Below are 20,272 nucleotides of genomic sequence, written 5' to 3' on the forward strand. Positions count from 1 at the left end.
CCACCACCGCGCCGCGCTTTACGCGCCCCACCGCGGGGGCCCCGGACGCCGCCTGCGGCAGCTGCTACGGGGGGGCTGTAGCAGCGGCCGCAGGCCGCGTCCAAGGCGCTGCGTTTTTCCCGGTAGACCTGGTGGGCCCGGACGCAGCCTGCGGCCGCTGCTACGGGGCGTTGGGTAGCAGCGTTCGCCAGATCGACTACCTTATGGTGCTGCACAGCCATTTTTCACACCTGCCTTAGAAGGAGTGCTCACCATGACCGATCACGCCAGACGCCCCTTGCTGGTGCCGTTCGCCGGCCCCACGCTGCTGGGTACGCCGCTGCTCAACAAGGGCACCGCCTTCACCGCGCAGGAGCGCGCCGAACTGGGCTTGCAGGGCCTGCTGCCCGCCCAGGTCGAGACCATCGACGAGCAGGCGCGCCGCGCCTTCGCGCAGTTCGAGGGGTGCTCCACCGACCTTGAAAAGCACGTGCTGCTGCGCTCCATCCAGGACTTCAACGAGACCCTGTTCTACAAGCTGGTGGACGACCACCTGGACCGCATGCTGCCGATCATCTACACGCCCACGGTGGGCAAGGCGTGCCAGGAGTTCTCGCGCATCTACCGCAGCCACCGCGGCCTGTTCATCAGCATCGACGACGCCCAGCGCATCGATGAGATCCTCAACAACGTCACCAAGGACAACGTCAAGGTCATTGTCGTCAGCGACTGCGAGCGCATCCTCGGCCTGGGTGACCAGGGCGTGGGCGGCATGGGCATTCCCATCGGCAAGCTGTCGCTGTACACCGCCTGCGGCGGCATCAGCCCGGCGCACACCCTGCCGGTGGTGCTGGACGTGGGCACCAACAACCCCGAGCGCCTGGCCGACCCGCTGTACTTCGGCCTGCGCCACGAGCGGGTGCGCGGCCAGGCCTATGACGATTTCGTCCAGGCCTTCATCGACGGCGTGAAGCGCCGCTGGCCCAAGGCAATCGTGCAGTTCGAGGACTTCGCCCTGGCCCAGGCCATGCCGCTGCTGGACCGTTTCCGCGACCAGCTGTGCTGTTTCAACGACGACATCCAGGGCACCGCCGCCGTCACCGTCGGCACCCTGTTGGCGGCGTGCAAGGTCAAGGGCCAGCGCCTGGCGGACCAGGTGGTGGCGTTCGTCGGCGCCGGTTCCGCCGGCTGCGGCATTGCCGAGCAGATCATCGCCGCCATGCAGCTGGAAGGGGTGAGCGAGGCCCAGGCCCGGCGGCAGGTGTTCCTGATCAACAGCAAGGGCCTGCTCACCGACCGCCAGGCCGGCCTCTACGACTTCCAGGCGCGTTTGGCCCACCACAGCGACAGCCTGGCGGGCTGGCAGTACGCCGGTGATTGGCCGTCGTTGCAGGAGGTGGTCAGCAACGCCCGCCCCAGCGTGCTGATTGGCGTGTCGGGCAAGGCCGGCCTGTTCACCCAGCAGATCATCGAGACCCTGCACCAGGGCTGCCCGCAGCCCATCGTCATGCCGCTGTCCAACCCCACCTCGCAGATCGAGGCGCACCCCAAGGACATCCTGCAATGGACCCACGGCCAGGCGCTGGTGGCCACCGGCAGCCCGTTCCTGCCGGTGGAGGTGCTGGGCAAGGTGTTCCCCATTGCCCAGTGCAACAACTCCTACATCTTCCCCGGCGTCGGCCTGGGCGCCATCGTCAGCCAGGCCACGCGCATCACCGACGGCATGCTGATGGCCTCGGCCCAGGCGCTGGCCGATTGCGCGCGGGAAGGGCAGATGCTGCCGGCGCTGCGCGAGGTGCAGACGGTCAGCCAGCGCATCGCCTTCGCCGTGGCCAAGGCGGCGCAGGCCGATGGCGTGGCCGTGCCGCAGGATGATGCGAGCCTGAAGGCGGCCATCGAGGCGCAGTTCTGGCGGCCGGTGTACCGCCAGTACAAGCGCCGCTGAGCCATGAAGTAGCCGCTGCCCCGGGCAGCGGCTATCCCGGCCAGGTACCCCGGCGCCTGCATTGATGAGTATCACTCATCAGATCATCCCGTTTTCCCCCGGTACTCAGGCCTTCGTCCGTTGCGTAGTGTGAGCCGCATTCACGGCACCCACACCACCACGGAGCCCCCATGCGCCCATTGGCCGCCATCGCCACTGCCGACTCAGCCAACCACGGCCTGCGCACGCTGCTGATCCTCAGCGCGCTGCTGGCCTTCGCCTCGATTTCCACCGACCTCTACCTGCCGGCCATGCCGGTGATGGCCCAGGCGCTGCACGCCGACAGCGGCACCCTGGAATTGACCGTGAGCGGCTACCTGATCGGCTTCAGCCTGGGCCAGTTGTTCTGGGGGCCGTTCAGCGACCGGTTCGGCCGGCGCCTGCCGGTGGCGCTGGGCCTGGTGCTGTTCATCATCGGCTCGGCCGGCTGCGCCCTGGCCGCCGACGGCCACGCCATGATCGGCTGGCGCGTGGTGCAGGCCGTGGGTGCCTGTGCCAACGTGGTGCTGGCCCGTGCCATGGTGCGCGACCTGTACCAGGGGCGCGCGGCGGCGCAGAAGATGTCGACACTGATGACCATCATGGCCATCGCGCCGCTGGCCGGCCCGACGCTGGGCGGGCAGATTCTGCACCTGGCCTCGTGGCAGGCGATCTTCTGGGTGCTGGTGCTGGTCGGCCTGCTGACGTTGGCCAGCCTGCTGCTGTTGCCCGAGACCCTGCCGGCGTTGCGCCGCGCCCCGGCCTCGCTGGGGACGATCGTCGCCCGCTATGGCGCGCTGCTGCGCAACGCGCGCTTTCTCGCCTACGCCGCCACCGGCGGGTTCTTCTATGCCGGCACCTTCGCCTACATCGCCGGCTCGCCCTTTGCCTACATCGGCTACCACCACGTGCCCGCGCAGCTCTACGGGCTGCTGTTCGCCGCCGGCATCGTCGGCGTCATGGCCACGAACCTGGCCAACGCCCGGTTGCTTGCGCACTACCACAGCGACCACTTGCTGATGGTCGGCGCGTTGATGGCCGGTGTGGCCGGGCTGCTGGTGGCCATCAACACCTGGGCGGGCTTCGGCGGGTTGCCGCTGCTGGTGTTCGGCTGCTTCCTGTTCGCCTCGTCCACCGGCTTCGTGGTGGCCAACTCGGTGGCGGGTGCGCTGAATGGCGCCGGCCAGTTCGCCGGCTCCGCCTCGGCCCTGGCCGGGGCCATGCAGTACGGCGCCGGCATCCTCGGCTCGGCCCTGGTGGCGCTGTTTGCCGACGGCACGCCATGGCCCATGGGCGCGGTGCTGGCGCTGTGCGGCGTGGGCTGCGTGGCCAGCGCGGCCTGGGTCTTGCGCACCCCCTCAACTCATTGATCCACTCCAACAGAGGTAACTTCCATGACGCTCGACTTTGACAATCAGGTGGCCCTGGTCACCGGCGCGGCCTCCGGCATTGGCCTGGCCACCGCCAAGGCGTTCGCTGCGGCAGGCGCCGCCGTGGCCCTGGCCGACAGGCACGGCGAGGCCGCCCGCGCCGTCGCCGAGCAGCTGAACGCTGCAGGCCACAAGGCCATCGCCATCGAGTGCGACGTGGCCGACATCGCCCAGGTCGAGGCGATGGTCCAGCAGACCATCGCCGAACTGGGCCGCCTGGACGCCGCGTTCAACAACGCCGGCATCCAGAACCTGCTCGCCGAAACCGCCGACGCCAGCGTCGAGGACTACGACCGGGTGATGGCGGTGAACCTGCGCGGCGTGTGGGCCTGCATGAAGTTCCAGCTGCAGCACATGCGCGCACAGGGCAGCGGCAGCATCGTCAATTGCTCGTCCCTGGGCGGCCTGGTGGGCGGCGCCGAGCGCGCCAACTACCACGCGGCCAAGCACGGCGTGCTCGGCCTGACCAAGAGCGCGGCGCTGGAATACGCGGCGCGCAACATCCGCGTGAACGCCGTGTGCCCGGGCCTGATCTGGACGCCCATGGCCGACCAGATGGTGGCGAGCGGGCAGGGCGAAGCCCTGGCAGGCATGGTCAAGAGCATCCCCATGGCCCGCCACGGCCGCCCCGAAGAGATCGCCGACGCGGTGCTGTGGCTCAGCAGCCGCCGTGCCAGCTACGTCACCGGCCAGTCCATCTCGGTGGACGGCGGCTTCATCATGCGTTGATCGAGAGGCAGTGAACATGAACCCGCAACACACCAATTGCCAGCCATCGCTGGACGACCTCGAAAGCGTGGCGCCTGCGCTGCGCCATTTCACCGCGACCCTGGTGCAGGGCACGCTGTGGCGCAACACCGACCTCAACCCGCGCGACCGCAGCCTGGTCACCCTGGCTGCCGCCATCGCCCGCAACCATGCAGTGCAGCTGCAACCGGCCCTTGAACAGGCGTTGCGGCATGGCGTCAAGCCTGCGGAGATCTCCGAGGTCATCACCCACCTGGCGTTCTATGCCGGCTGGGGCAATGCCCTGGCGGCGGTACTCCCGGCCAAGGCGGTGTTCGCCCGGCACGGGGTGGTTGCCGCCGACCTGCCGCCAGTGGCCTGCGAGCCGCTGCCGCTGGACGAAGCCGCCGAACGCCAGCGCGCCACCGCCGTCAACGCCAACTTTGGCGAGGTAGCACCAGGCGTGGTGCAACACACCACCGACTGCCTGTTCCTCGACCTGTGGCTGCGCCCGGCCCTGGCGCCGCGCGACCGCAGCCTGGTGACGGTGACGGCGCTGGTGTGCGCCGGGCAGGTGGCCCAGGTGACCTACCACCTCAACCGCGCCATGGACAACGGCCTGACCCAGGCCCAGGCGGGCGAGCTGCTGACCCAGCTGGCGTTCCATGCCGGCTGGCCGAACGTTTTTTCGGCCATGCCGGTGTTCAAGGATGTGTTTGCCAGCCGCCACTGATACCGCAGGAGTGAATCATGAGAGCACTGACGTTACTGACCACGATGATGAGCTGCACAGCGGCCCTGGCTGCTGAACCTTCCGGCGAGCAGGGCATGAGCATCGTCAGGAACGGCGAGCAGCCTGCGATCATGGGGGCGCCGGGCAATTTCGTCGGCAACGCGCGCATCGACCCGCTGTTCGCGGCGCGCGCGCCGTCCACGGTGTCGGCGGGGGCGGTGACGTTCCAGCCAGGTGCCCGCTCGGCCTGGCACACCCACCCCATGGGGCAGACCCTGGTGGTCACCGCCGGCACTGGCTGGATTCAACAGGAGGGCGGGCTGAAGCAGGTGATCAAGCCCGGCGACGTGATCTGGACGCCGCCCGGCGTTAAGCATTGGCACGGCGCCACGGCGACTACCGGCATGACCCACATCGCCGTCCAGGAGGCCCGGGGCGGCAAGAGCGTGGAGTGGCTGGAGCCGGTGACGGACGCGCAATACGAGGCCTCGCGATGAAGCGCTTGAAGGTGGCCGCCACCGCCCTGTCACTGTTGCTGGCGGCCTGTGCCGCTCACGACAACCCCCAAGGCGCCAGCCTGGGCGATGTACGCGCCGTATCACCGGCGCTCGCCCACAACACCCAGGCGCTGCTGGGCGAGGTGTGGCGGCGCCCCGGCCTGTCGCCCCGCGACCGCAGCCTGGTGACCGTGGCGGCGCTGATTGCGCGCAACCAGCCGGCGGAGCTGGCTTTGCAGTTGAACCTGGCGCTGGACAACGGCGTCACGCCTGTCGAGTTGTCGGAGACCATCAACCACCTGGCGTTCTACAGCGGTTGGGGCACCGCCACGGCGGCGATCCCGGTCGCCCGGCAGGTGTTCGCCAGCCGCGGGATCACTGCTGCGCAACTGCCCCCGGTGTCACCGCCGTTGCTGCCGCTGGACCAGGCTGCTGAACAGGCTCGGGCAGCCTATGTCGACAAGCTGGCGGGGCCGGTGTCGCCTGGCCTGGTGCAGTACACCGGTTCGGCGCTGTTCCACGACCTGTGGCTGCGGCCCGGCCTGGCCCCCCGGGATCGGAGCTTGGTCACTGTCAGTGCGTTGATAGCCAACGGTCAGATGGGGCAGTTGGCGGCCCACCTGAACCGCGCCATGGACAACGGCCTGACCCAGCCGCAGGCCGCGGAAATGCTCACGCAGCTAGCGTTCTACGCCGGGTGGCCAAACGTGTTCACCGCGGTGCCGGTGGTCAACGGCGTGTTTGCCAGCCGGCAGCCAGCCAAGGGCAACTCATGAGAAGGGCTCATGACTGCATCCCGTTGTCCCACCTTAATCATGACCAGCTGTTTGGTTAGCATGCTATCAAACGCGCCACGGCTCGCGTGGCGCACCGTTTCAACGCTTGAGGACGTCTATTCATGAATTACCGCTACCTGGGCCGCAGTGCCCTGAAAGTCTCGCCCCTGTGCCTGGGCGCCATGATGTTCGGCGGCGAGACCGACGAGCCCACCTCACGCCGCATCATCGACAAGGCCGCTGCCGCTGGGGTGAATTTCATCGACACCGCCGACGCCTACCACGCCGGCCGCTCCGAGCAGATCATCGGCCGGGCCATCGCCGAACAGCGCGACCGCTGGGTGGTGGCCACCAAGTTCGGCTACCCATCGTCCGCCACCGCCGGGCCCAACGAGCAGGGCCAGTCGCGCAAGTGGATCATGCAGAACGTGGAAGGCGCGCTGAAGCGCATGGGCACCGACTTCATCGACATCCTGTACTTCCACCGCACCCTCACCGATGCGCCGATGGAAGAGGGGCTGCGCGCGGTAGAGGACCTGATTCGCCAGGGCAAGATCCGTTACTACGGCGTGTCCAACTTCCACGCCTGGCGCATTGCCGAGATGGTGCGCATTGCTGACGCCCTGAGCATCCAGCGGCCTACCGTGAGCCAGCCGGTATACAACATCGTCACCCGTGGCGCCGAGGTGGAGCAGCTGCCGGTGGCCGGCAACTACGGCATTGGCGTGGTGCCCTACAGCCCCCTGGCCCGTGGCGTATTAAGCGGTAAATATGGCGTTGATACGCCACCGGCCGCCGACTCCCGCGCAGGCCGTGGCGACAAGCGCATCCAGCAGACCGAATGGCGCCCCGAGTCGTTGCGCGTGGCCCAGGCCATCGCCGAGCACGCGGCGGCGCGGGGCACCACCTCGATTGCCTTTGCGATTGCCTGGGTGTTGAAGAATCAGCTGGTCAGCGCCGCCATCGCCGGGCCGCGGACCGAGGCCCATTGGGACAGCTACATGCAGGCGCTGGCGCTTGAATTGGGGGCGGACGACGAGCAGCTGGTGGACAGCCTGGTGGTGCCAGGCCATGCCTCGACCCATGGTTTTACCGACCCCAATTACCCGGTGGAAGGGCGCTGCGTCCGGTAAGGATTGCATCGGGGCCGGACGCAGCCTGCGGCAGCTGCTACGCAAAGCGGGTGTAGCAGCGGCCGCAGGCCGCGTCCCCAGGCGCCGCGGTCAAAGAATAAACCGCGCCACCTTGCCGTTCAGGTCGCTGGCATGTTCCTGCAGCGAGCGCGACTGTTTCTCGGCGTCCAGCGAGCCTTCCACCAGGTCTTCGCCCAGGGTCTTGATGGTGACCACGTTGCGGGTGATTTCCTCGGTCACCGAGGACTGTTCCTCGGCGGCGGAGGCGATCTGTTGGGACATGCCGGAGATCTCGCTGGCCGCCTCGGTGATCTCCTCAAGCGAGGCGTAGGCCTGCTGGGCGTCGGCGACGCTGCGCTCGGCCAGGCCGGTGCTGTTGGCCATGCGTTCCACGGCGTCGTCGGTGATGCGCTGGATGTTGCTGACCGTGGCCTGGATCGACTTGGTCGACTCCTGGGTGCGCTGGGACAGCATGCGCACCTCGTCGGCCACCACCGCGAAGCCACGGCCGTGCTCGCCGGCGCGGGCCGCTTCGATGGCCGCGTTGAGGGCCAGCAGGTTGGTCTGCTCGGCCACGCTCTGGATGCTGGTGAGCACGCTGGTGATGGACTGCGAGTACTCGCTCAGCTCGTTGACCACCCGGGTGGCAGCGCTGATTTCGCTGGACAGGTCGACGATCGAACCCTGGGTCTTGCGCACCAGTTCCAGGCCTTTCAGGCTGCTGACCGACGACTGCTGCGCCGACACCGCGGTGCGCTCGGCGTTGCCGGCGATTTCCTGGGTGGCAGAAGCCATTTCGGTGACGGCGGTGGCCACCAGGGTCAGCTCCTGTTGCAGGCGCTCCAGGCTCTGGGCCGCGTCGCTGCTGCGGTTGAGCACACTGGTGGACTCCTGGCCGATCTCCACCGCCTGGTGGCGCACGTGGCCGATCAGGGTGTGCAGGCTGCCGACGAACTGGTTGAAGTGCCGGCCCAGGTCGCCCACCTCGTCGTCGGACTGCTGGGCGATGCGCTGGGTCAGGTCGCCGTCGCCGCTGGCGATCACCTGCAGGCCACGGGACATGGCGCCCAGCGGGCGCAGTAGCCACACGCACAGGGCGTTGACCACCAGCAGCGACAACACCAGGATCACCACCAGGGTGCCCAGGGCCACCCACAGGCTGCGGTGCAGCGGGGCCAGCAGCACGTCGTTGTCCAGCACCAGCACCAGCTTCTCGTGCTGGTGTTCGATGGGCATCACGTACAGGCGCTCGCCCTTGTCATCGATCAGGAACTTCTCGCCATCGCTGGCCGCCAGCGACTGCAGGGTAGCGCTGGTGAGGGCGGGGTAGAGGCTGTCGACCGGCTTGTCCAGGGCGTTTTTATCGTTATGGCCGAGGATGATGCCGTCGTGGTCGACGAAGAACGCCGAGCCGTTGCCCGGCAGCTTGATCTGTTTCAGCTGGCCGAGGATCTCGCCCATGCTGACGTCGGCGCCCAGCACCCCCAGGGTGCTGCCGTTGCGCGCCAGCACCTTGCCCAGGGACAGCACGTAGCTTTGCGTGGCGGCGGCCACCGACGGCGTCGAGAAGTACACCTCGCCCGGGGCCAGCAGCGCCTGCTGGTACCACTTCCACTTGCGCGGGTCGTTGTTGTCGGGTGGCAGGGTGGCGCCATTGGCGTTGATCTGGCTGCCGTCGGGGCGGGCCAGGAACACGTTGTCGAAACCGCCGGAGACCTTGGCCTGCTGCAGCTGTGCCAGCAGCGTGTCGTCACTGGCGCCGGCCACCACCGAGGCCATGGCCATCTGCTTGCTGGTCAGCCAGTAATTGACGTTGGCGGCGAACACCTTGCCGGTGTTGCTCACCTGTTGGGCGATGCCGGTTTCAATGTTGTCGCGGCTTTCCACGTAGTGCAGCGCGGTCAGGCTGCAGCCGACCAACAGCAGCGCGACGCTGGCCGACAGGGCCAGTTTTTTTCCTAGGGTCAACTTCATAGAGCACCTTGCTTGGCAGTGCGAACGTGAACGCGAAGCGCATTCAGGGGTTCGTTAGGAAGCTATCGGCATCGCCAGGCAGGACTGAAGGCCACTGGTCAGACTTTTTGTAACCGGTTTCAGTGACGAATTTCCGGGCGATGTGCGAGGTCTATGCTTGCAGGTACGCATCTGCACGAGGAATCGACCATGAAGCCTGCCCCTCGCACCCTGATCAGCCGCGAACCCTGGTGGGCACGGCCGCCTGCGCCCGGGCAGGACGAGAGCACCTGCGACTGGGGCTGGCTGGAGGTGTACTCCGACCGCACGTTCCGCTTTGACCCGGTGCGCCCCACGGATGAGGAAATTCGCAACCGCAAGGGCTGCCGAGTGGCGCAGGAACCCCACTGACCCCCGTAGCAGCTGCCGCAGGCTGCGTCCTGGCCAGCGCGATTCAACAGGCACGCCGCCGGACGCAGCCTTCGGCAGCTGCTACAGGTGGTATACGGGGCGCTGCGGTTAGGGGCCCAGCACCAGGTGCTCGGCGAGAAAATCGATGAAAACGCGCAGCTTGGGCAACGGCTGCCGGCTGCCCGGCCACAGCAGCGAAAACGTGCCGCCAGCCACCAGGCGCTCATCGAGAATGCTCACCAGGCTGCCGTCGCGCAGGTACTGCCCCACGGCGAAGTCCGGCAGGTAGGCCACCCCCAGGCCGCCCATGGCCGCGCCGATCAGCGCCTCGACGTTGTTGAAGGTCAACGTGCCCGGCAGCTCCAGTGGCGGCAGGCCTGCGCGGCCCTCGAAGGTCCAGGGCTGCAGTTGGCCGTTGCTGTGGAAACGGTAGAACAGGCAGGCATGGTCGCGCAGCTGTTCCGGCGTGGTGGGGATGCCGCGCGTGGCGAAATAGCCGGGCGCGGCCACCAGGATCAGGCGGAAGGCCCCCAGGGTGCGGGCCTTCAGGCGCGAGTCGAGGACGTCGCCGCTGCGGATCACGGCGTCCATGCCGTCGGCGATCACGTCGACCATGCGGTCGCTGAAGTCCAGGTCCAGCTCGATCTCGGGGTAGCGGCGGGTAAATTCCGGCAGGATCGGCAACAGCATGCGATAGCCCAGCGCCGGCAGGCTGATGCGCAGCCGGCCGCGGGGCACTTCGCGTTGCCGTGACAGCTCGGCCTGGGCCTCCTCCAGTTCCGCCACCACGCGGCTGCAGCGGGCGTAGAACAGCTCGCCGGCCTCGGTGAGGCTGATGTGCCGGGTGCTGCGGTTGAGCAGGCGCACGCCCAGGCTCTCTTCCAGCCGGGCAATGCTCTTGCCCACCGCCGAGGCAGAAATTTCCAGGCGCTGGGCGGCGGCGACAAAGCTGCGCAGCTCGGCGGCGCGGACGAAGGCGGTCAGGCCGCTGAGGCTTTCCATAAGCACCTTTTGCGGACATTTTGTCCGGTTAGACGGGACGGCTGGCCTGTTTTTCCCAGGATCCCCGCCATCCTATCCTCGGGCCTTCGCTAATGGCTACAGGATGTTTCCCATGACTGCTCCGCACCCCTCGACTGCGCGTTACGGCCTGCTGGCCGTGTGCCTGGCCGGGATAATCTTGCCGCTGAGTTTCTCCGCCGGGGCCATCGCCACCCCGGCCATCGGCCACGACCTGGGCGGCAGCCCGCTGGCCCTGGCGTGGATCACCAACGCCTTCATGCTGACCTTCGGCAGCCTGCTGCTAGCGGCCGGTACCTTGGCCGATACCTACGGCCGGCGGCGCCTGTTCGTTGGCGGCGTGGCCCTGTACGTGCTGGTGTCGCTGGCCCTGGGCGCGGCGCCCAGCGTGGCCGTGCTGGATGTGCTGCGCGGCCTGCAGGGGGTGGCGGCGGCCGCAGCGTTGGCGGGTGGCTCGGCAGCGTTGGCGGACCTGTTCGACGGCCCGGCGCGCACCCGTGCCTACAGCGCGCTGGGCACCAGCTTCGGCGTGGGCCTGGCGCTGGGGCCGATGCTGTCGGGCTGGCTGATCAGCCAGTGGGGCTGGCGCGCGGTATTCTTCAGCGCCGCGCTGATCGGCGCGCTGGCCCTGGTGCTGGGCCGCCGCTATTTGCGCGAGTCCCGCGACCCGGCAGCCGGGCGCCTGGATGGGCTGGCCACGCTGCTGTTCAGCAGCGCCCTGGGGCTGCTCACCTGGGCGATCATGCAGGTGCCGGTCAGCGGCTGGGCCAGCACCCCGGTGCTGGCGAAGCTGGCGGCGGCCGGGTTGCTGCTGGCGGCGTTCGTTGCCGGCCAGCGCCGCGCCACGCGGCCGATGCTGGACCTGACGCTGTTCCGCTACCCGCGCTTCCTCGGCGTGCAGCTGCTGCCCATCGCCACCTGCTACTGCTTCGTGGTGCTGCTGGTGGCGCTGCCCCTGCGTTTTGTCGGCATCGAGGGCCGCAGCGAACTCGACGCCGGCCTGGCCATGCTGGCCCTGTGCGCGCCGATGCTGGTGGTGCCGGGCGTGGCGGCGTGGTTGACCCGCTTCGCCTCCGCCGGGGTGATCTGCGCCCTGGGGCTGGCCATTGCCGCAGCGGGCCTGTGGTGGTTGGGGCACATCGCGCCAGGGCAGGGCGCCGGTGCCTGGGTGGCGCCGATGCTGGTGATCGGTGTGGGCACGGGCCTGCCCTGGGGGCTGATGGACGGCTTGTCGGTGAGCGTGGTGCCCAAGGAGCGCGCCGGCATGGCCACGGGCATCTTCAGCACCACGCGGGTGGCAGGCGAGGGCATTGCACTGGCGGTAGTGACGGCGGTGAACAGCGGCTTGATTGCCCGGCAGCTGCCGCCGGCGCAGCCTGAGGCGCTGACCCGCGCCGCGCAATACCTGGGCGCCGGCGACCTGCGCCAGGCCGTGCTGGCCTTGCCCCAGGTGCCCCATGCGGCGCTGGTGCAGGCGGCGGCCAGCGCCTTCACCGAGCTGACCTGGGTGCTGATGGCCATCACTCTGGTGTCGGCCGCCGTGGTGCTGCTGTTCCTGGGTGAACGCCAGCGTCTGGACGCAACCGAGGCCGTGGCTGTCGAATCCGACTGAACCTGCACGCGCGCCGGGCGGTCACTTGCATGTTGCCAACGACCCGACAAGGAGTCTGCCCATGCGACCTCTGCACTTTACCAGCCTGACCTGCGCCGCCCTGCTGGTGGCCGCCTGTTCCACCCAGCCTGGCGCCATGTGGGGCGCCAACGATGCCGCCAACCGCCAGGCGTTGCCGCCCGACCAGGCCTACCCGGAGCTGTTTGAAGCGGTGCAGCGCGGCCAGGTGTTCACCGACCAGAAGCACTTCGTCGACGCCCTGCCCAAGCGTGACCCGGCGCGTATCCGCGCTGATTACCTGGCCCAGCGCGAGCGCTCGGGCTTCGACCTGAAGGCCTTCGTCAGCGCCAATTTCATCGAGTCCGGCGAAGCCGACAGCCCGGCGCCGAAACCCGGCGCGCCAATCAAGGAACACATCGACAAGCTGTGGCCGGTGCTCAGCCGTAGCTACAGCGAGGTGCCGCAGTACAGCAGCCTGCTGCCGCTGCCGCAGCCCTACGTGGTGCCCGGCGGGCGCTTCCGCGAGATGTATTACTGGGACTCGTACTTCACCATGCTGGGCCTGGAGCAGAGCGGCGACAAGGCCCAGGTGCGGCAGATGGTCGACAACTTCGCCTACATGATCGACACCTACGGCCACATTCCCAACGGCAACCGCACCTACTACCTGAGCCGCTCGCAGCCGCCGTTCTTCGCCTACATGGTGGACCTGGAAGCGCGCATCGAGGGTGACCAGGCCTACGGCCGCTACCTGCCGCAGTTGCAGAAGGAATACGCCTACTGGATGCAGGGCGCCCAGGCGCTCAAGCCTGGGCAGGCCATCGAGCACGTGGTGAAGCTGCCCGACGGCAGCCTGTTCAACCGCTACTGGGACGCCAGCGCCACGCCGCGCCAGGAATCGTGGCTGCAGGACGTGAACACCGCCGAGCAGGCCGCTGGCCAGCCCAAAGAGCAAGTGTGGCGTGACTTGCGCGCCGGCGCCGAAAGCGGCTGGGACTTCAGCTCGCGCTGGCTGGGCGACGGCAAGAGCCTGGCCACCATCCGCACCACCTCGATTGTGCCGGTGGACCTCAACAGCCTGATGTACCACCTGGAAAAAACCATCGCCAAGGCCTGCCAGACCACCGCCGACAGCGCCTGCACGCAGAGCTTCGAGCAGCGCGCGCAGCAGCGCCAGGTGGCCATCGAGGCGCACCTGTGGAACAGCGCCGGCGGCTACTACGTGGACTACGACTGGCGCGCCCAGCAGCCGCGCCCGGCCCTGACCGCAGCGGCGCTGTTCCCGCTGTACACCGGCCTTGCCTCCGACGCCCACGCCAAGGCCACCGCCGCGGCGGTGCGCAACGGCCTGCTGCGCCCCGGCGGCATAGCCACTACCCAGGTCAGCAACGGCCAGCAGTGGGATGAGCCCAATGGCTGGGCGCCGCTGCAATGGGTGGCCGTGCAGGGCCTGAGCCGTTACCAGGAAACCGGCCTGGCCACGCAGATCGGCACGCGCTTCCTGCACCAGGTGCAGGACCTGTACAGCGTGCAGTCCAAGCTGGTGGAAAAGTATGACCTGTCGGGGTTGGGCCAGGGCGGCGGCGGGGGTGAATACGCGCTGCAGGACGGCTTCGGCTGGACCAACGGCGTGACCCTTAAACTGTTGCAAAAGTACTCGACGGCTTACACCGCCGGTAAATAGACCAACCGGTCGTGGCCGCTGCCGCCAGGCTGCGCTGGCCCCTGGGTACACTGGGCATCGCCAGTGAAAACGAGGGCCAGCGCCGCTTGGCGGCAGCGGCTACAGCGCCGGGAAATTTTTCTCAATGAGGCCCATAGGCTCTTACAATTTACGCATCCGGTTACTCCCTCTCTAGGCTCTACTGGCTCTTCACATCATAAGATCCATGAGGGATTAACCATGAAAATCAAGACCTTATCTGGCCATGCCTTGAGCATGACCGCCTGGGCCGTGCTGGCCTGTTCCCCGGCGTTCGCCGACACCCTGACCCGTGACAACGGCGCCCCCGTGGGCGACAACCAGAACTCCCAGACTGCCGGCCCCAACGGCCCGACCCTGCTGCAGGACGTGCAACTGCTGCAGAAACTCCAGCGCTTTGACCGTGAGCGCATTCCCGAGCGCGTGGTGCATGCCCGTGGCACCGGGGTGCACGGTGAGTTCGTCGCCACCAGCAACATCAGCGCGCTGAGCAAGGCCACGGTGTTCCGCCAGGGCGAACACACCCCGGTGTTCGTGCGTTTCTCGTCGGTGGTGCACGGCAACCACTCGCCGGAAACCCTGCGCGACCCCCGCGGTTTCGCCACCAAGTTCTACACCGCCGACGGCAACTGGGACCTGGTGGGCAACAACTTCCCGACCTTCTTCATCCGCGACGCCATCAAGTTCCCGGACATGGTCCACGCCTTCAAGCCCGACCCGCGCACCAACCTGGACGATGACTCGCGCCGCTTCGATTTCTTCTCCCACGTGCCCGAGGCCACCCGCACCCTGACCCTGCTGTACTCCAACGAAGGCACCCCGGCCGGCTACCGCTTCATGGACGGCAACAGCGTGCACGCCTACAAGCTGGTGAACGCCAAGGGCGAGGTGCACTACGTGAAGTTCCACTGGAAGAGCCTGCAGGGCATCAAGAACCTCGACCCGGCCCAGGTGGCGGAGGTGCAGGCCAAGGATTACGCGCACATGACCCACGACCTGGTCAGTGCCATCAACCAGGGCGATTTCCCCAAGTGGGACCTGTATATCCAGGTGCTCAAGCCCCAGGACCTGGCCAAATACGACTTCGATCCGTTGGACGCCACCAAGATCTGGCCCGACGTGCCCGAGCAGAAAATTGGCCAGATGACCTTGAACAAGAACGTCGACAACTACTTCCAGGAGACCGAGCAGGTGGCCATGGCGCCGTCGAACCTGGTGCCCGGCATCGAGCCCTCCGAGGACCGCCTGCTGCAAGGCCGCCTGTTCTCCTACGCCGACACGCAGATGCACCGCCTGGGCCCTAATGGCCTGAGCCTGCCGGTGAACCAGCCGCGCAACCCGGTCAACAACGGCAACCAGGACGGCGCCATGAACAGCGGCCGCACGCTGGGCGGGGTGAATTACGAGCCCAGCCGCCTGAACCCACGCCCGGCCGACCCGAACGCGCGCTACAGCCAGACAACCCTGGGCGGCAGCACCCAGCAGGCGAAGATCCAGCGCGAGCAGAACTTCAAGCAGACCGGCGAGTTGTACCGCTCCTACAACGCCAAGGAGCAGCACGACCTGATTCAAAGCTTTGGTGAGTCGCTGGCGGGTACCGATGCCGAGAGCAAGGACATCATGCTGTCGTTCCTGTACAAGGCCGATCCGGCCTACGGCACGGGCGTGGCGAAGGTGGCGGGCGGTGACCTGGCCAAGGTCAAGGCGCTGGCGGCGCAGTTGAGCGATTGACCTGCGCGGACTCCGGGACGCGGCCTGCGGCCGCTGCTACGGGAATTCACCTCGTAGCAGCTGCCGCAGGCTGCGTCCCGGCACCTACGCCGGCAAATGCAACTGCGCGCACAACCCGCCGCTGGTGCGGTTGCTCAGCGTCAGGGTACCGCCAATGGCCAGGGTCAGCTGGTGGGCGATGGCCAGGCCCAGGCCGGTGCCGCCGGTGTCGCGGTTGCGCGAGTTCTCCAGGCGGTAGAAGGGCTTGAACACCTCCTGCAACTGCTCCTCGGCAATGCCGGGGCCGGTGTCCAGCACGTCGATGGTCACGCTGCCATCGGCGGCGCGGACGCTGCCCAGGCTGACGTCGCCGGCAAATTTCAAGGCGTTGTCCACCAGGTTCGAGAGGATGCGCCGCAACGCCTGGGGCCGGGTGTCGATCTGCGCCAGGCTGTTGCCCGCCAGGGTCACCGGCTGGTTGACGTCCTGGTAGTCGAATACCAGGCTTTGCAGGAAGGCGTCGACGTCGATGCGGCAGCTGGCCTCGGTGGCGCCATGGAGGGTGCGGGCGTAGGCGACGCCCTCGCGCACCAGGTGCTCCATTTCACTCAGGTCGTGCCACAGCTTGTCCTTCTCCACGCCGTCGTCCATGAATTCGGCCCGCAGCTTCATGCGCGTCAGCGGTGTCTGCAGGTCGTGGCTGATGGCGCCCAGCAGCTGCATGCGTTCCTTGAGGTAGGCGGCGATGCGGTCCTGCATGGCGTTGAACGCCGAGGCCGCGTGGGTGACTTCCATGGGGCCGCTTTCGTCCAGGCGCTGGCCGCTGCTGTTGGGGTCCAGGGCCTCGGCGGCGCTGGCCAGGCGGGTCAACGGCCGGGTGGCCATGCGCACCGCGGCCCAGGTGCAGGCCCACACCACGGCCAGCTGGATCAGCAGCATGATCGGCAGCCACTGGGGAATGGGCATGGAGGAGGGGTGTACGTCGATGGTCACCGGCGTGCCGTCGTTCAGGCGCAGGTGCGCCTGGAAGGTTTCGCGCGGGTCCACCGTGTGGGTGAAGCGCAGGCCGTGGCTGTTGTTCAGCCCGGTGAGAATGGCCTGGCCGGCGTGGGGCAGGTGCTGCACGGGCAACGGCTGGCCGCCGCTGCCGTCGCCCAGCTCGAAGCGGTACACCTGGCGCTCCAGGCGCGGTATCCACTCGGCGCGCTGGTCGGCGGGCAGGTGGTCGAGGATGGCCACGCCGGTGGCCACGTCGCGCTCCATGGTCTTGTGCATCATCGACTCGGAGCTCAGGTAGCGCTCCCAGTACTGGGCGCCGAACGACAGCCCATAGGCCAGCACCAGCCCGGCGAGGAAAATCAGCGACAGCCGCGAGGCCAGGGTGCGCGGCCACGGGAACCAGGTCCTCATGCCGGCGCCCCGAGCACTTGCACCGGCATCGAGAACACGTAGCCTTCGCTGCGCACGGTCTTGATATAGGCCGGCTCGCGGGCGTCATCCAGCAGGCGCTGGCGCAGGCGGCTGACCAGCAGGTCGATGGAGCGGTCGAACAGGTCGGCGTCGCGGCCCTGGGTCAGGTTCAGCAGCTGGTCGCGGTTGAGCACCCGCTGCGGGTGGTCGAGAAACACCCGCAGCAGCCGGTATTCGGCGCCGCTCAGGGCCACCAGGGTGTCCTCGGCGTCCAGCAGGTGGCGGGCGCTGGTGTCCAGCCGCCATTGGCCGAACGCCAGCAAGCGGCCGGCCTCGGTGACCTGCAGGTTGGGCGGCAGCATGCGCGTGCGGCGCAGCACGGCGTTGATGCGTGCCAGCAGTTCGCGGGCGGCGAAGGGCTTGGTCAGGTAGTCGTCGGCGCCCATCTCCAGGCCAATGATGCGGTCGGTCTCGTCGTTGCGGGCAGTCAGCATCAGCACCGGGATGGCCTTGTGCTTGCCGGCGCGCAGCTCCCGGCACAGCAGCAGGCCGTCGTCGCCCGGCATCATGATGTCCAGCACGATCAGGTCCACCGGGGTGTCGTCCAGTACGCCGCGCATCTGCCGGCCATCGCCGGCGACGCTGGTGCGCAGGCCGTTCTTCTGCAGGTAGTTGCCCACCAGCTCACGGATCTCGCGATCGTCATCGACGATCAGAATGTGGTCCACATGCTCCATGACAGTTCCTCGTTGGGCGGTTGCCGGCATTCTACCCAGCGCAACGGCCTTTGCTTGTCCGGCTTTGTATTGCAGTGTATCTGCCGCCACGCCAGACACACAGTGGTGCAAAACCCCTGTTTTCGGGGCCTTGCGTGACACATTGCAGATACCCCCAAGGCATTCAATAGCACCACGGCCACCCAACAGCAGTGGCCACCTTACTAGCCAATTGAATGATCGAGGGCACCACCATGAACCTGTACATCAAAACCATCAGCGCCATCGCCGTGTTCGCCGCCGCCAGCTTCGGCGCCGTTGCCGCCCAGGCCGCCACCGCTCCGGTGCAGGACACCTACCACTACGGCCAGCACCTGGACATCCAGAAAGTCGTGGCCGACAACGCCGACAATTCCCTGACCTGCCAGGTGGTGGGCGCACACATGACCTACCTGGACTCGCACAACCAGGAACACGTGCTCAACTACCGCCGCATGGCCGAAGTCTGCAACCTGGGCGAATGAACCGCAGCTGAACAGCGGACGAACAGGCGTAAAGACTCGGTAAAAGCGGTTGCCAGGGCCGTGTGGTTGGGAGGATTCTTGCCCTATTCACCCAGCCTGGCAGGGATTGACCATGAACCATTCGACTATCGGCCTGATCGCGCTGGTCGTGATTGCGATACTGGGCCCCGCGACCGTCCTCTATGACCTGCTGCGTGACAGTGGCGACAAGCGACACGTAGACAAGGAGGAGGGCGGTTCTCTATAGTTGGCAGCCTACTAGTTAGGCTGCTATCTATATGCCCACGCCCGCTTCGCCGCTCGTCCCCCGCGCCCCCTTGTGGCTGTTGGTGCTGATCACCATCAGCGGCACCCTGGCCATGCACATGTTCGTCCCGGCGCTGCCTGCCGCCGCCACGGCGCTGGGGGTGGACAGCGCCGCCATGCAACGCACCATCAGCATCTACATCCTGGGCCTGGCGTTCGGGCAGCTGGCCTACGGGCCGCTGTCCGATGGCCTCGGCCGCCGGCCGATGCTGCTGGTGGGCCTGGGCCTGTACACCGTGGCCGGTTGCTGCGCAGTGTTCGCCGGCGACGTCCACACCCTGGTGTTGGCGCGCCTGGTGCAGGCCCTGGGCGGCTGCGCGGGGTTGGCCCTGGGCCGTGCCATCGTGCGCGACGGCGCCAAGCTGGACGATGCGGTGCGCGACCTGGCCATGCTCAACCTGATGATGATGGTAGGGCCCGGCTTTGCGCCGCTGATTGGCTCGCTGATCAGCGAGCATCTGGGCTGGCGGGCGATCTTCGTGGTACTGGCCAGCCTGGGCGCCGTTACCCTGCTGTGCACCTGGCGGCTGCTGCCCGAAACCGGCTCGCCCACCGGCCAGGTCAGCGCCCGGGCCCTGGCCCGCGACTACACGCAACTGCTGCGCTCGCCGGTGTTCCTGGGCTTCGCCATCGGTGGCGCGTGCATGACCACCGCCATCTACGCCTTTATCGCTGCCGCGCCGTTCATCATTGGTACCGAGCTGCACCGGCCGTTGAGCGAGGTAGGCATTTACCTGGGGCTGTTGATCGTCGGCATGTCGGTGGGCAATGCGTTGACGCGGCGGTTGATCCGCAGCGTGTCGGCGGACCGGTTGCTGATGGCCGGGGGCTGGCTGAGCCTAGGCAGTGCCGCGAGCCTGTTGCTGGTGGTGGCCAGCGGTGCGGTGTCGGTGGCCTGGATTGTCGGCCTGGTCAGCCTTTTCGCCGTGGGCGCCGGCCTGGCCAGCCCGGCGGCCATGAGCCGGGCGCTGGGGGTGGATGCGCACCTGGTCGGTTCGGCGGCGGGGTTGTACGGGTTTGGGCAAATGGCGGTGGGGGCGTTGTGCACCTATGCCGTGGGCTTTGGCCGGGATCCGGCGTTGGCGGCGGCGGTGGTGCTCAGTACGGCGGCGTTGCTGGGGTTGGTGGCGTTTAGCCTGGGGATGGCGGCGCGGCGGAGTAGGGAGGTGGAGGTTGCGGCGATGGTGTGATGTGTAGGCCGACACACCGCGCACGGCTTGTGATCTTGATCCCGTGCGGCCTTTGATCTTGATTGTGTGCCCCGTAAAGCGCCAGGGCCGACTGGAGGCGTCGGCCGAGCGGTCCACGGCGTAGCCGGGGAAGACGGAACCGGAGGCGCTTCTATTCCGGGCCGTCGGCCGCTTGGGCGACGCCGGAGGGAGGGGACCCGCAGCGAAGCGTAGGGACCAAGCAGGGGCAAGCCTTTTTTGGTTACTTTTTGGGGCGTTTGCCAAAAAGTGACCCGGCGTAAGGCCGGAAAGGTGATTGTGCATCACCCTGAATGCTGGATATACATAAGGCTTTCGAATCCCGCTTCGGCGATTTCGAACATATCCATTTTCGTGGTGCGACCACTGACCGTTTCGCCCTTACGGCGACTCACTTTTTTTCAGACGCCAAAAAAAGTAAGCAAAAAACGCTTGCCCCTGCTTGGGCCCTCCGCTGCGCTAC

General features: G+C 67.5%; 18 protein-coding genes. 14 read left to right on the forward strand and 4 right to left on the reverse strand.

All coding sequences use genetic code 11. The features are described 5' to 3' along the window. The first annotated feature begins 253 nt into the window (after positions 1-253). The 7 genes from AC0Z2B_RS31420 (at position 254) to AC0Z2B_RS31450 (ending at position 7,237) form a co-directional block, all read left to right on the forward strand. Entirely contained in the window at positions 254-1,924 is a 1,671-nt protein-coding gene (locus AC0Z2B_RS31420; protein ID WP_476301956.1) for an NAD-dependent malic enzyme, read from the forward strand. A 170-nt stretch (positions 1,925-2,094) separates the two neighbouring features. Next, positions 2,095-3,312, forward strand: a complete 1,218-nt coding sequence (locus AC0Z2B_RS31425; protein WP_476301959.1) for a multidrug effflux MFS transporter — start codon at positions 2,095-2,097, stop codon at positions 3,310-3,312. A gap of 24 nt (positions 3,313-3,336) precedes the next feature. Beyond that, entirely contained in the window at positions 3,337-4,101 is a 765-nt protein-coding gene (locus AC0Z2B_RS31430) for an SDR family NAD(P)-dependent oxidoreductase (RefSeq protein ID WP_476301961.1), read from the forward strand. Positions 4,102-4,117: 16 nt separating this feature from the next. After that, positions 4,118-4,831, forward strand: coding sequence for a carboxymuconolactone decarboxylase family protein (locus AC0Z2B_RS31435; RefSeq protein WP_476301963.1), 714 nt, complete (start codon positions 4,118-4,120; stop codon positions 4,829-4,831). A gap of 17 nt (positions 4,832-4,848) precedes the next feature. Then, entirely contained in the window at positions 4,849-5,328 is a 480-nt protein-coding gene (locus AC0Z2B_RS31440; RefSeq protein ID WP_476301965.1) for a (R)-mandelonitrile lyase, read from the forward strand. Beyond that, positions 5,325-6,104 (forward strand): carboxymuconolactone decarboxylase family protein, encoded by a 780-nt coding sequence (locus AC0Z2B_RS31445; protein ID WP_476301967.1) that lies wholly within the window; start codon positions 5,325-5,327, stop codon positions 6,102-6,104. Before AC0Z2B_RS31440 ends, AC0Z2B_RS31445 begins: the two co-directional genes overlap by 4 nt. Positions 6,105-6,226: 122 nt before the next feature. Then, a complete protein-coding gene (locus AC0Z2B_RS31450) occupies positions 6,227-7,237 on the forward strand; it encodes an aldo/keto reductase (RefSeq protein ID WP_476301969.1) in 1,011 nt (336 codons plus the stop codon). A gap of 90 nt (positions 7,238-7,327) precedes the next feature. Here the strand turns inward: AC0Z2B_RS31450 and AC0Z2B_RS31455 are convergent, their stop codons facing one another. Next, positions 7,328-9,211, reverse strand: coding sequence for a methyl-accepting chemotaxis protein (locus tag AC0Z2B_RS31455; RefSeq protein ID WP_416424549.1), 1,884 nt, complete (start codon positions 9,209-9,211; stop codon positions 7,328-7,330). A 189-nt stretch (positions 9,212-9,400) separates the two neighbouring features. On the opposite strand from AC0Z2B_RS31455, the gene AC0Z2B_RS31460 reads away from it, so the two are divergent. Beyond that, positions 9,401-9,601, forward strand: coding sequence for a hypothetical protein (locus tag AC0Z2B_RS31460; RefSeq protein WP_416424548.1), 201 nt, complete (start codon positions 9,401-9,403; stop codon positions 9,599-9,601). Between the two features lie 108 nt (positions 9,602-9,709). On the opposite strand, the gene AC0Z2B_RS31465 is transcribed toward AC0Z2B_RS31460, so the two are convergent. Further along, the gene (locus AC0Z2B_RS31465; RefSeq protein WP_476301971.1) at positions 9,710-10,603 is read right to left on the reverse strand and encodes a LysR family transcriptional regulator; all 894 of its coding nucleotides are present in this window, start codon (positions 10,601-10,603) and stop codon (positions 9,710-9,712) included. 103 nt (positions 10,604-10,706) lie between these two features. On the opposite strand from AC0Z2B_RS31465, the gene AC0Z2B_RS31470 reads away from it, so the two are divergent. The 3 genes from AC0Z2B_RS31470 to katB all read left to right on the forward strand — a co-directional run bounded on the left by AC0Z2B_RS31470 (position 10,707) and on the right by katB (position 15,666). Beyond that, on the forward strand, positions 10,707-12,233 hold the full coding sequence (locus AC0Z2B_RS31470; protein ID WP_476301973.1) for an MFS transporter: 1,527 nt from the start codon (positions 10,707-10,709) through the stop codon (positions 12,231-12,233). A 61-nt stretch (positions 12,234-12,294) separates the two neighbouring features. Continuing rightward, on the forward strand, positions 12,295-13,917 hold the full coding sequence (gene treA, locus AC0Z2B_RS31475) for an alpha,alpha-trehalase TreA (RefSeq protein ID WP_476301975.1): 1,623 nt from the start codon (positions 12,295-12,297) through the stop codon (positions 13,915-13,917). Between the two features lie 255 nt (positions 13,918-14,172). After that, positions 14,173-15,666, forward strand: a complete 1,494-nt coding sequence (gene katB, locus AC0Z2B_RS31480; protein ID WP_476301984.1) for a catalase KatB — start codon at positions 14,173-14,175, stop codon at positions 15,664-15,666. Between the two features lie 84 nt (positions 15,667-15,750). Here the strand turns inward: katB and AC0Z2B_RS31485 are convergent, their stop codons facing one another. Together AC0Z2B_RS31485 and AC0Z2B_RS31490 are read right to left on the reverse strand one after the other, a co-directional pair. After that, complete coding sequence (locus tag AC0Z2B_RS31485) at positions 15,751-17,055, reverse strand: ATP-binding protein (protein ID WP_476301977.1); 1,305 nt, start codon at positions 17,053-17,055, stop codon at positions 15,751-15,753. Beyond that, entirely contained in the window at positions 17,052-17,792 is a 741-nt protein-coding gene (locus AC0Z2B_RS31490; RefSeq protein WP_416424543.1) for a response regulator, read from the reverse strand. Before AC0Z2B_RS31490 ends, AC0Z2B_RS31485 begins: the two co-directional genes overlap by 4 nt. Before the next feature lie 233 nt (positions 17,793-18,025). Between AC0Z2B_RS31490 and AC0Z2B_RS31495 the strand changes: the two genes are divergently transcribed. From AC0Z2B_RS31495 to AC0Z2B_RS31505, 3 genes are all read left to right on the forward strand, one after another. Beyond that, a complete protein-coding gene (locus AC0Z2B_RS31495) occupies positions 18,026-18,295 on the forward strand; it encodes a DUF2790 domain-containing protein (protein ID WP_476301980.1) in 270 nt (89 codons plus the stop codon). A 112-nt stretch (positions 18,296-18,407) separates the two neighbouring features. Next, a complete protein-coding gene (locus tag AC0Z2B_RS31500) occupies positions 18,408-18,542 on the forward strand; it encodes a hypothetical protein (protein ID WP_416424541.1) in 135 nt (44 codons plus the stop codon). A 31-nt stretch (positions 18,543-18,573) separates the two neighbouring features. Then, a complete protein-coding gene (locus AC0Z2B_RS31505) occupies positions 18,574-19,791 on the forward strand; it encodes a multidrug effflux MFS transporter (protein ID WP_476301982.1) in 1,218 nt (405 codons plus the stop codon). Positions 19,792-20,272: the final 481 nt, after the last annotated feature.

Source organism: Pseudomonas sp. GYB4201 (assembly GCF_056312595.1).

What these genes read in the sequence shown, in the direction of transcription:
- AC0Z2B_RS31425 (WP_476301959.1), top strand. Translation starts at nt 2,095, where the DNA reads ATGCGCCCATTGGCCGCCATCGCCACTGCCGACTCAGCCAACCACGGC.
- AC0Z2B_RS31495 (WP_476301980.1), top strand. Translation starts at nt 18,026, where the DNA reads ATGAACCTGTACATCAAAACCATCAGCGCCATCGCCGTGTTCGCCGCC.
- katB (WP_476301984.1), top strand. Translation starts at nt 14,173, where the DNA reads ATGACCGCCTGGGCCGTGCTGGCCTGTTCCCCGGCGTTCGCCGACACC.
- AC0Z2B_RS31435 (WP_476301963.1), top strand. Translation starts at nt 4,118, where the DNA reads ATGAACCCGCAACACACCAATTGCCAGCCATCGCTGGACGACCTCGAA.
- AC0Z2B_RS31465 (WP_476301971.1), bottom strand. Translation starts at nt 10,603, where the DNA reads ATGGAAAGCCTCAGCGGCCTGACCGCCTTCGTCCGCGCCGCCGAGCTG.
- AC0Z2B_RS31420 (WP_476301956.1), top strand. Translation starts at nt 254, where the DNA reads ATGACCGATCACGCCAGACGCCCCTTGCTGGTGCCGTTCGCCGGCCCC.
- AC0Z2B_RS31470 (WP_476301973.1), top strand. Translation starts at nt 10,707, where the DNA reads ATGTTTCCCATGACTGCTCCGCACCCCTCGACTGCGCGTTACGGCCTG.
- AC0Z2B_RS31445 (WP_476301967.1), top strand. Translation starts at nt 5,325, where the DNA reads ATGAAGCGCTTGAAGGTGGCCGCCACCGCCCTGTCACTGTTGCTGGCG.
- AC0Z2B_RS31490 (WP_416424543.1), bottom strand. Translation starts at nt 17,792, where the DNA reads ATGGAGCATGTGGACCACATTCTGATCGTCGATGACGATCGCGAGATC.
- AC0Z2B_RS31500 (WP_416424541.1), top strand. Translation starts at nt 18,408, where the DNA reads ATGAACCATTCGACTATCGGCCTGATCGCGCTGGTCGTGATTGCGATA.
- treA (WP_476301975.1), top strand. Translation starts at nt 12,295, where the DNA reads ATGCGACCTCTGCACTTTACCAGCCTGACCTGCGCCGCCCTGCTGGTG.
- AC0Z2B_RS31505 (WP_476301982.1), top strand. Translation starts at nt 18,574, where the DNA reads ATGCCCACGCCCGCTTCGCCGCTCGTCCCCCGCGCCCCCTTGTGGCTG.
- AC0Z2B_RS31450 (WP_476301969.1), top strand. Translation starts at nt 6,227, where the DNA reads ATGAATTACCGCTACCTGGGCCGCAGTGCCCTGAAAGTCTCGCCCCTG.
- AC0Z2B_RS31460 (WP_416424548.1), top strand. Translation starts at nt 9,401, where the DNA reads ATGAAGCCTGCCCCTCGCACCCTGATCAGCCGCGAACCCTGGTGGGCA.
- AC0Z2B_RS31440 (WP_476301965.1), top strand. Translation starts at nt 4,849, where the DNA reads ATGAGAGCACTGACGTTACTGACCACGATGATGAGCTGCACAGCGGCC.
- AC0Z2B_RS31430 (WP_476301961.1), top strand. Translation starts at nt 3,337, where the DNA reads ATGACGCTCGACTTTGACAATCAGGTGGCCCTGGTCACCGGCGCGGCC.
- AC0Z2B_RS31485 (WP_476301977.1), bottom strand. Translation starts at nt 17,055, where the DNA reads ATGAGGACCTGGTTCCCGTGGCCGCGCACCCTGGCCTCGCGGCTGTCG.
- AC0Z2B_RS31455 (WP_416424549.1), bottom strand. Translation starts at nt 9,211, where the DNA reads ATGAAGTTGACCCTAGGAAAAAAACTGGCCCTGTCGGCCAGCGTCGCG.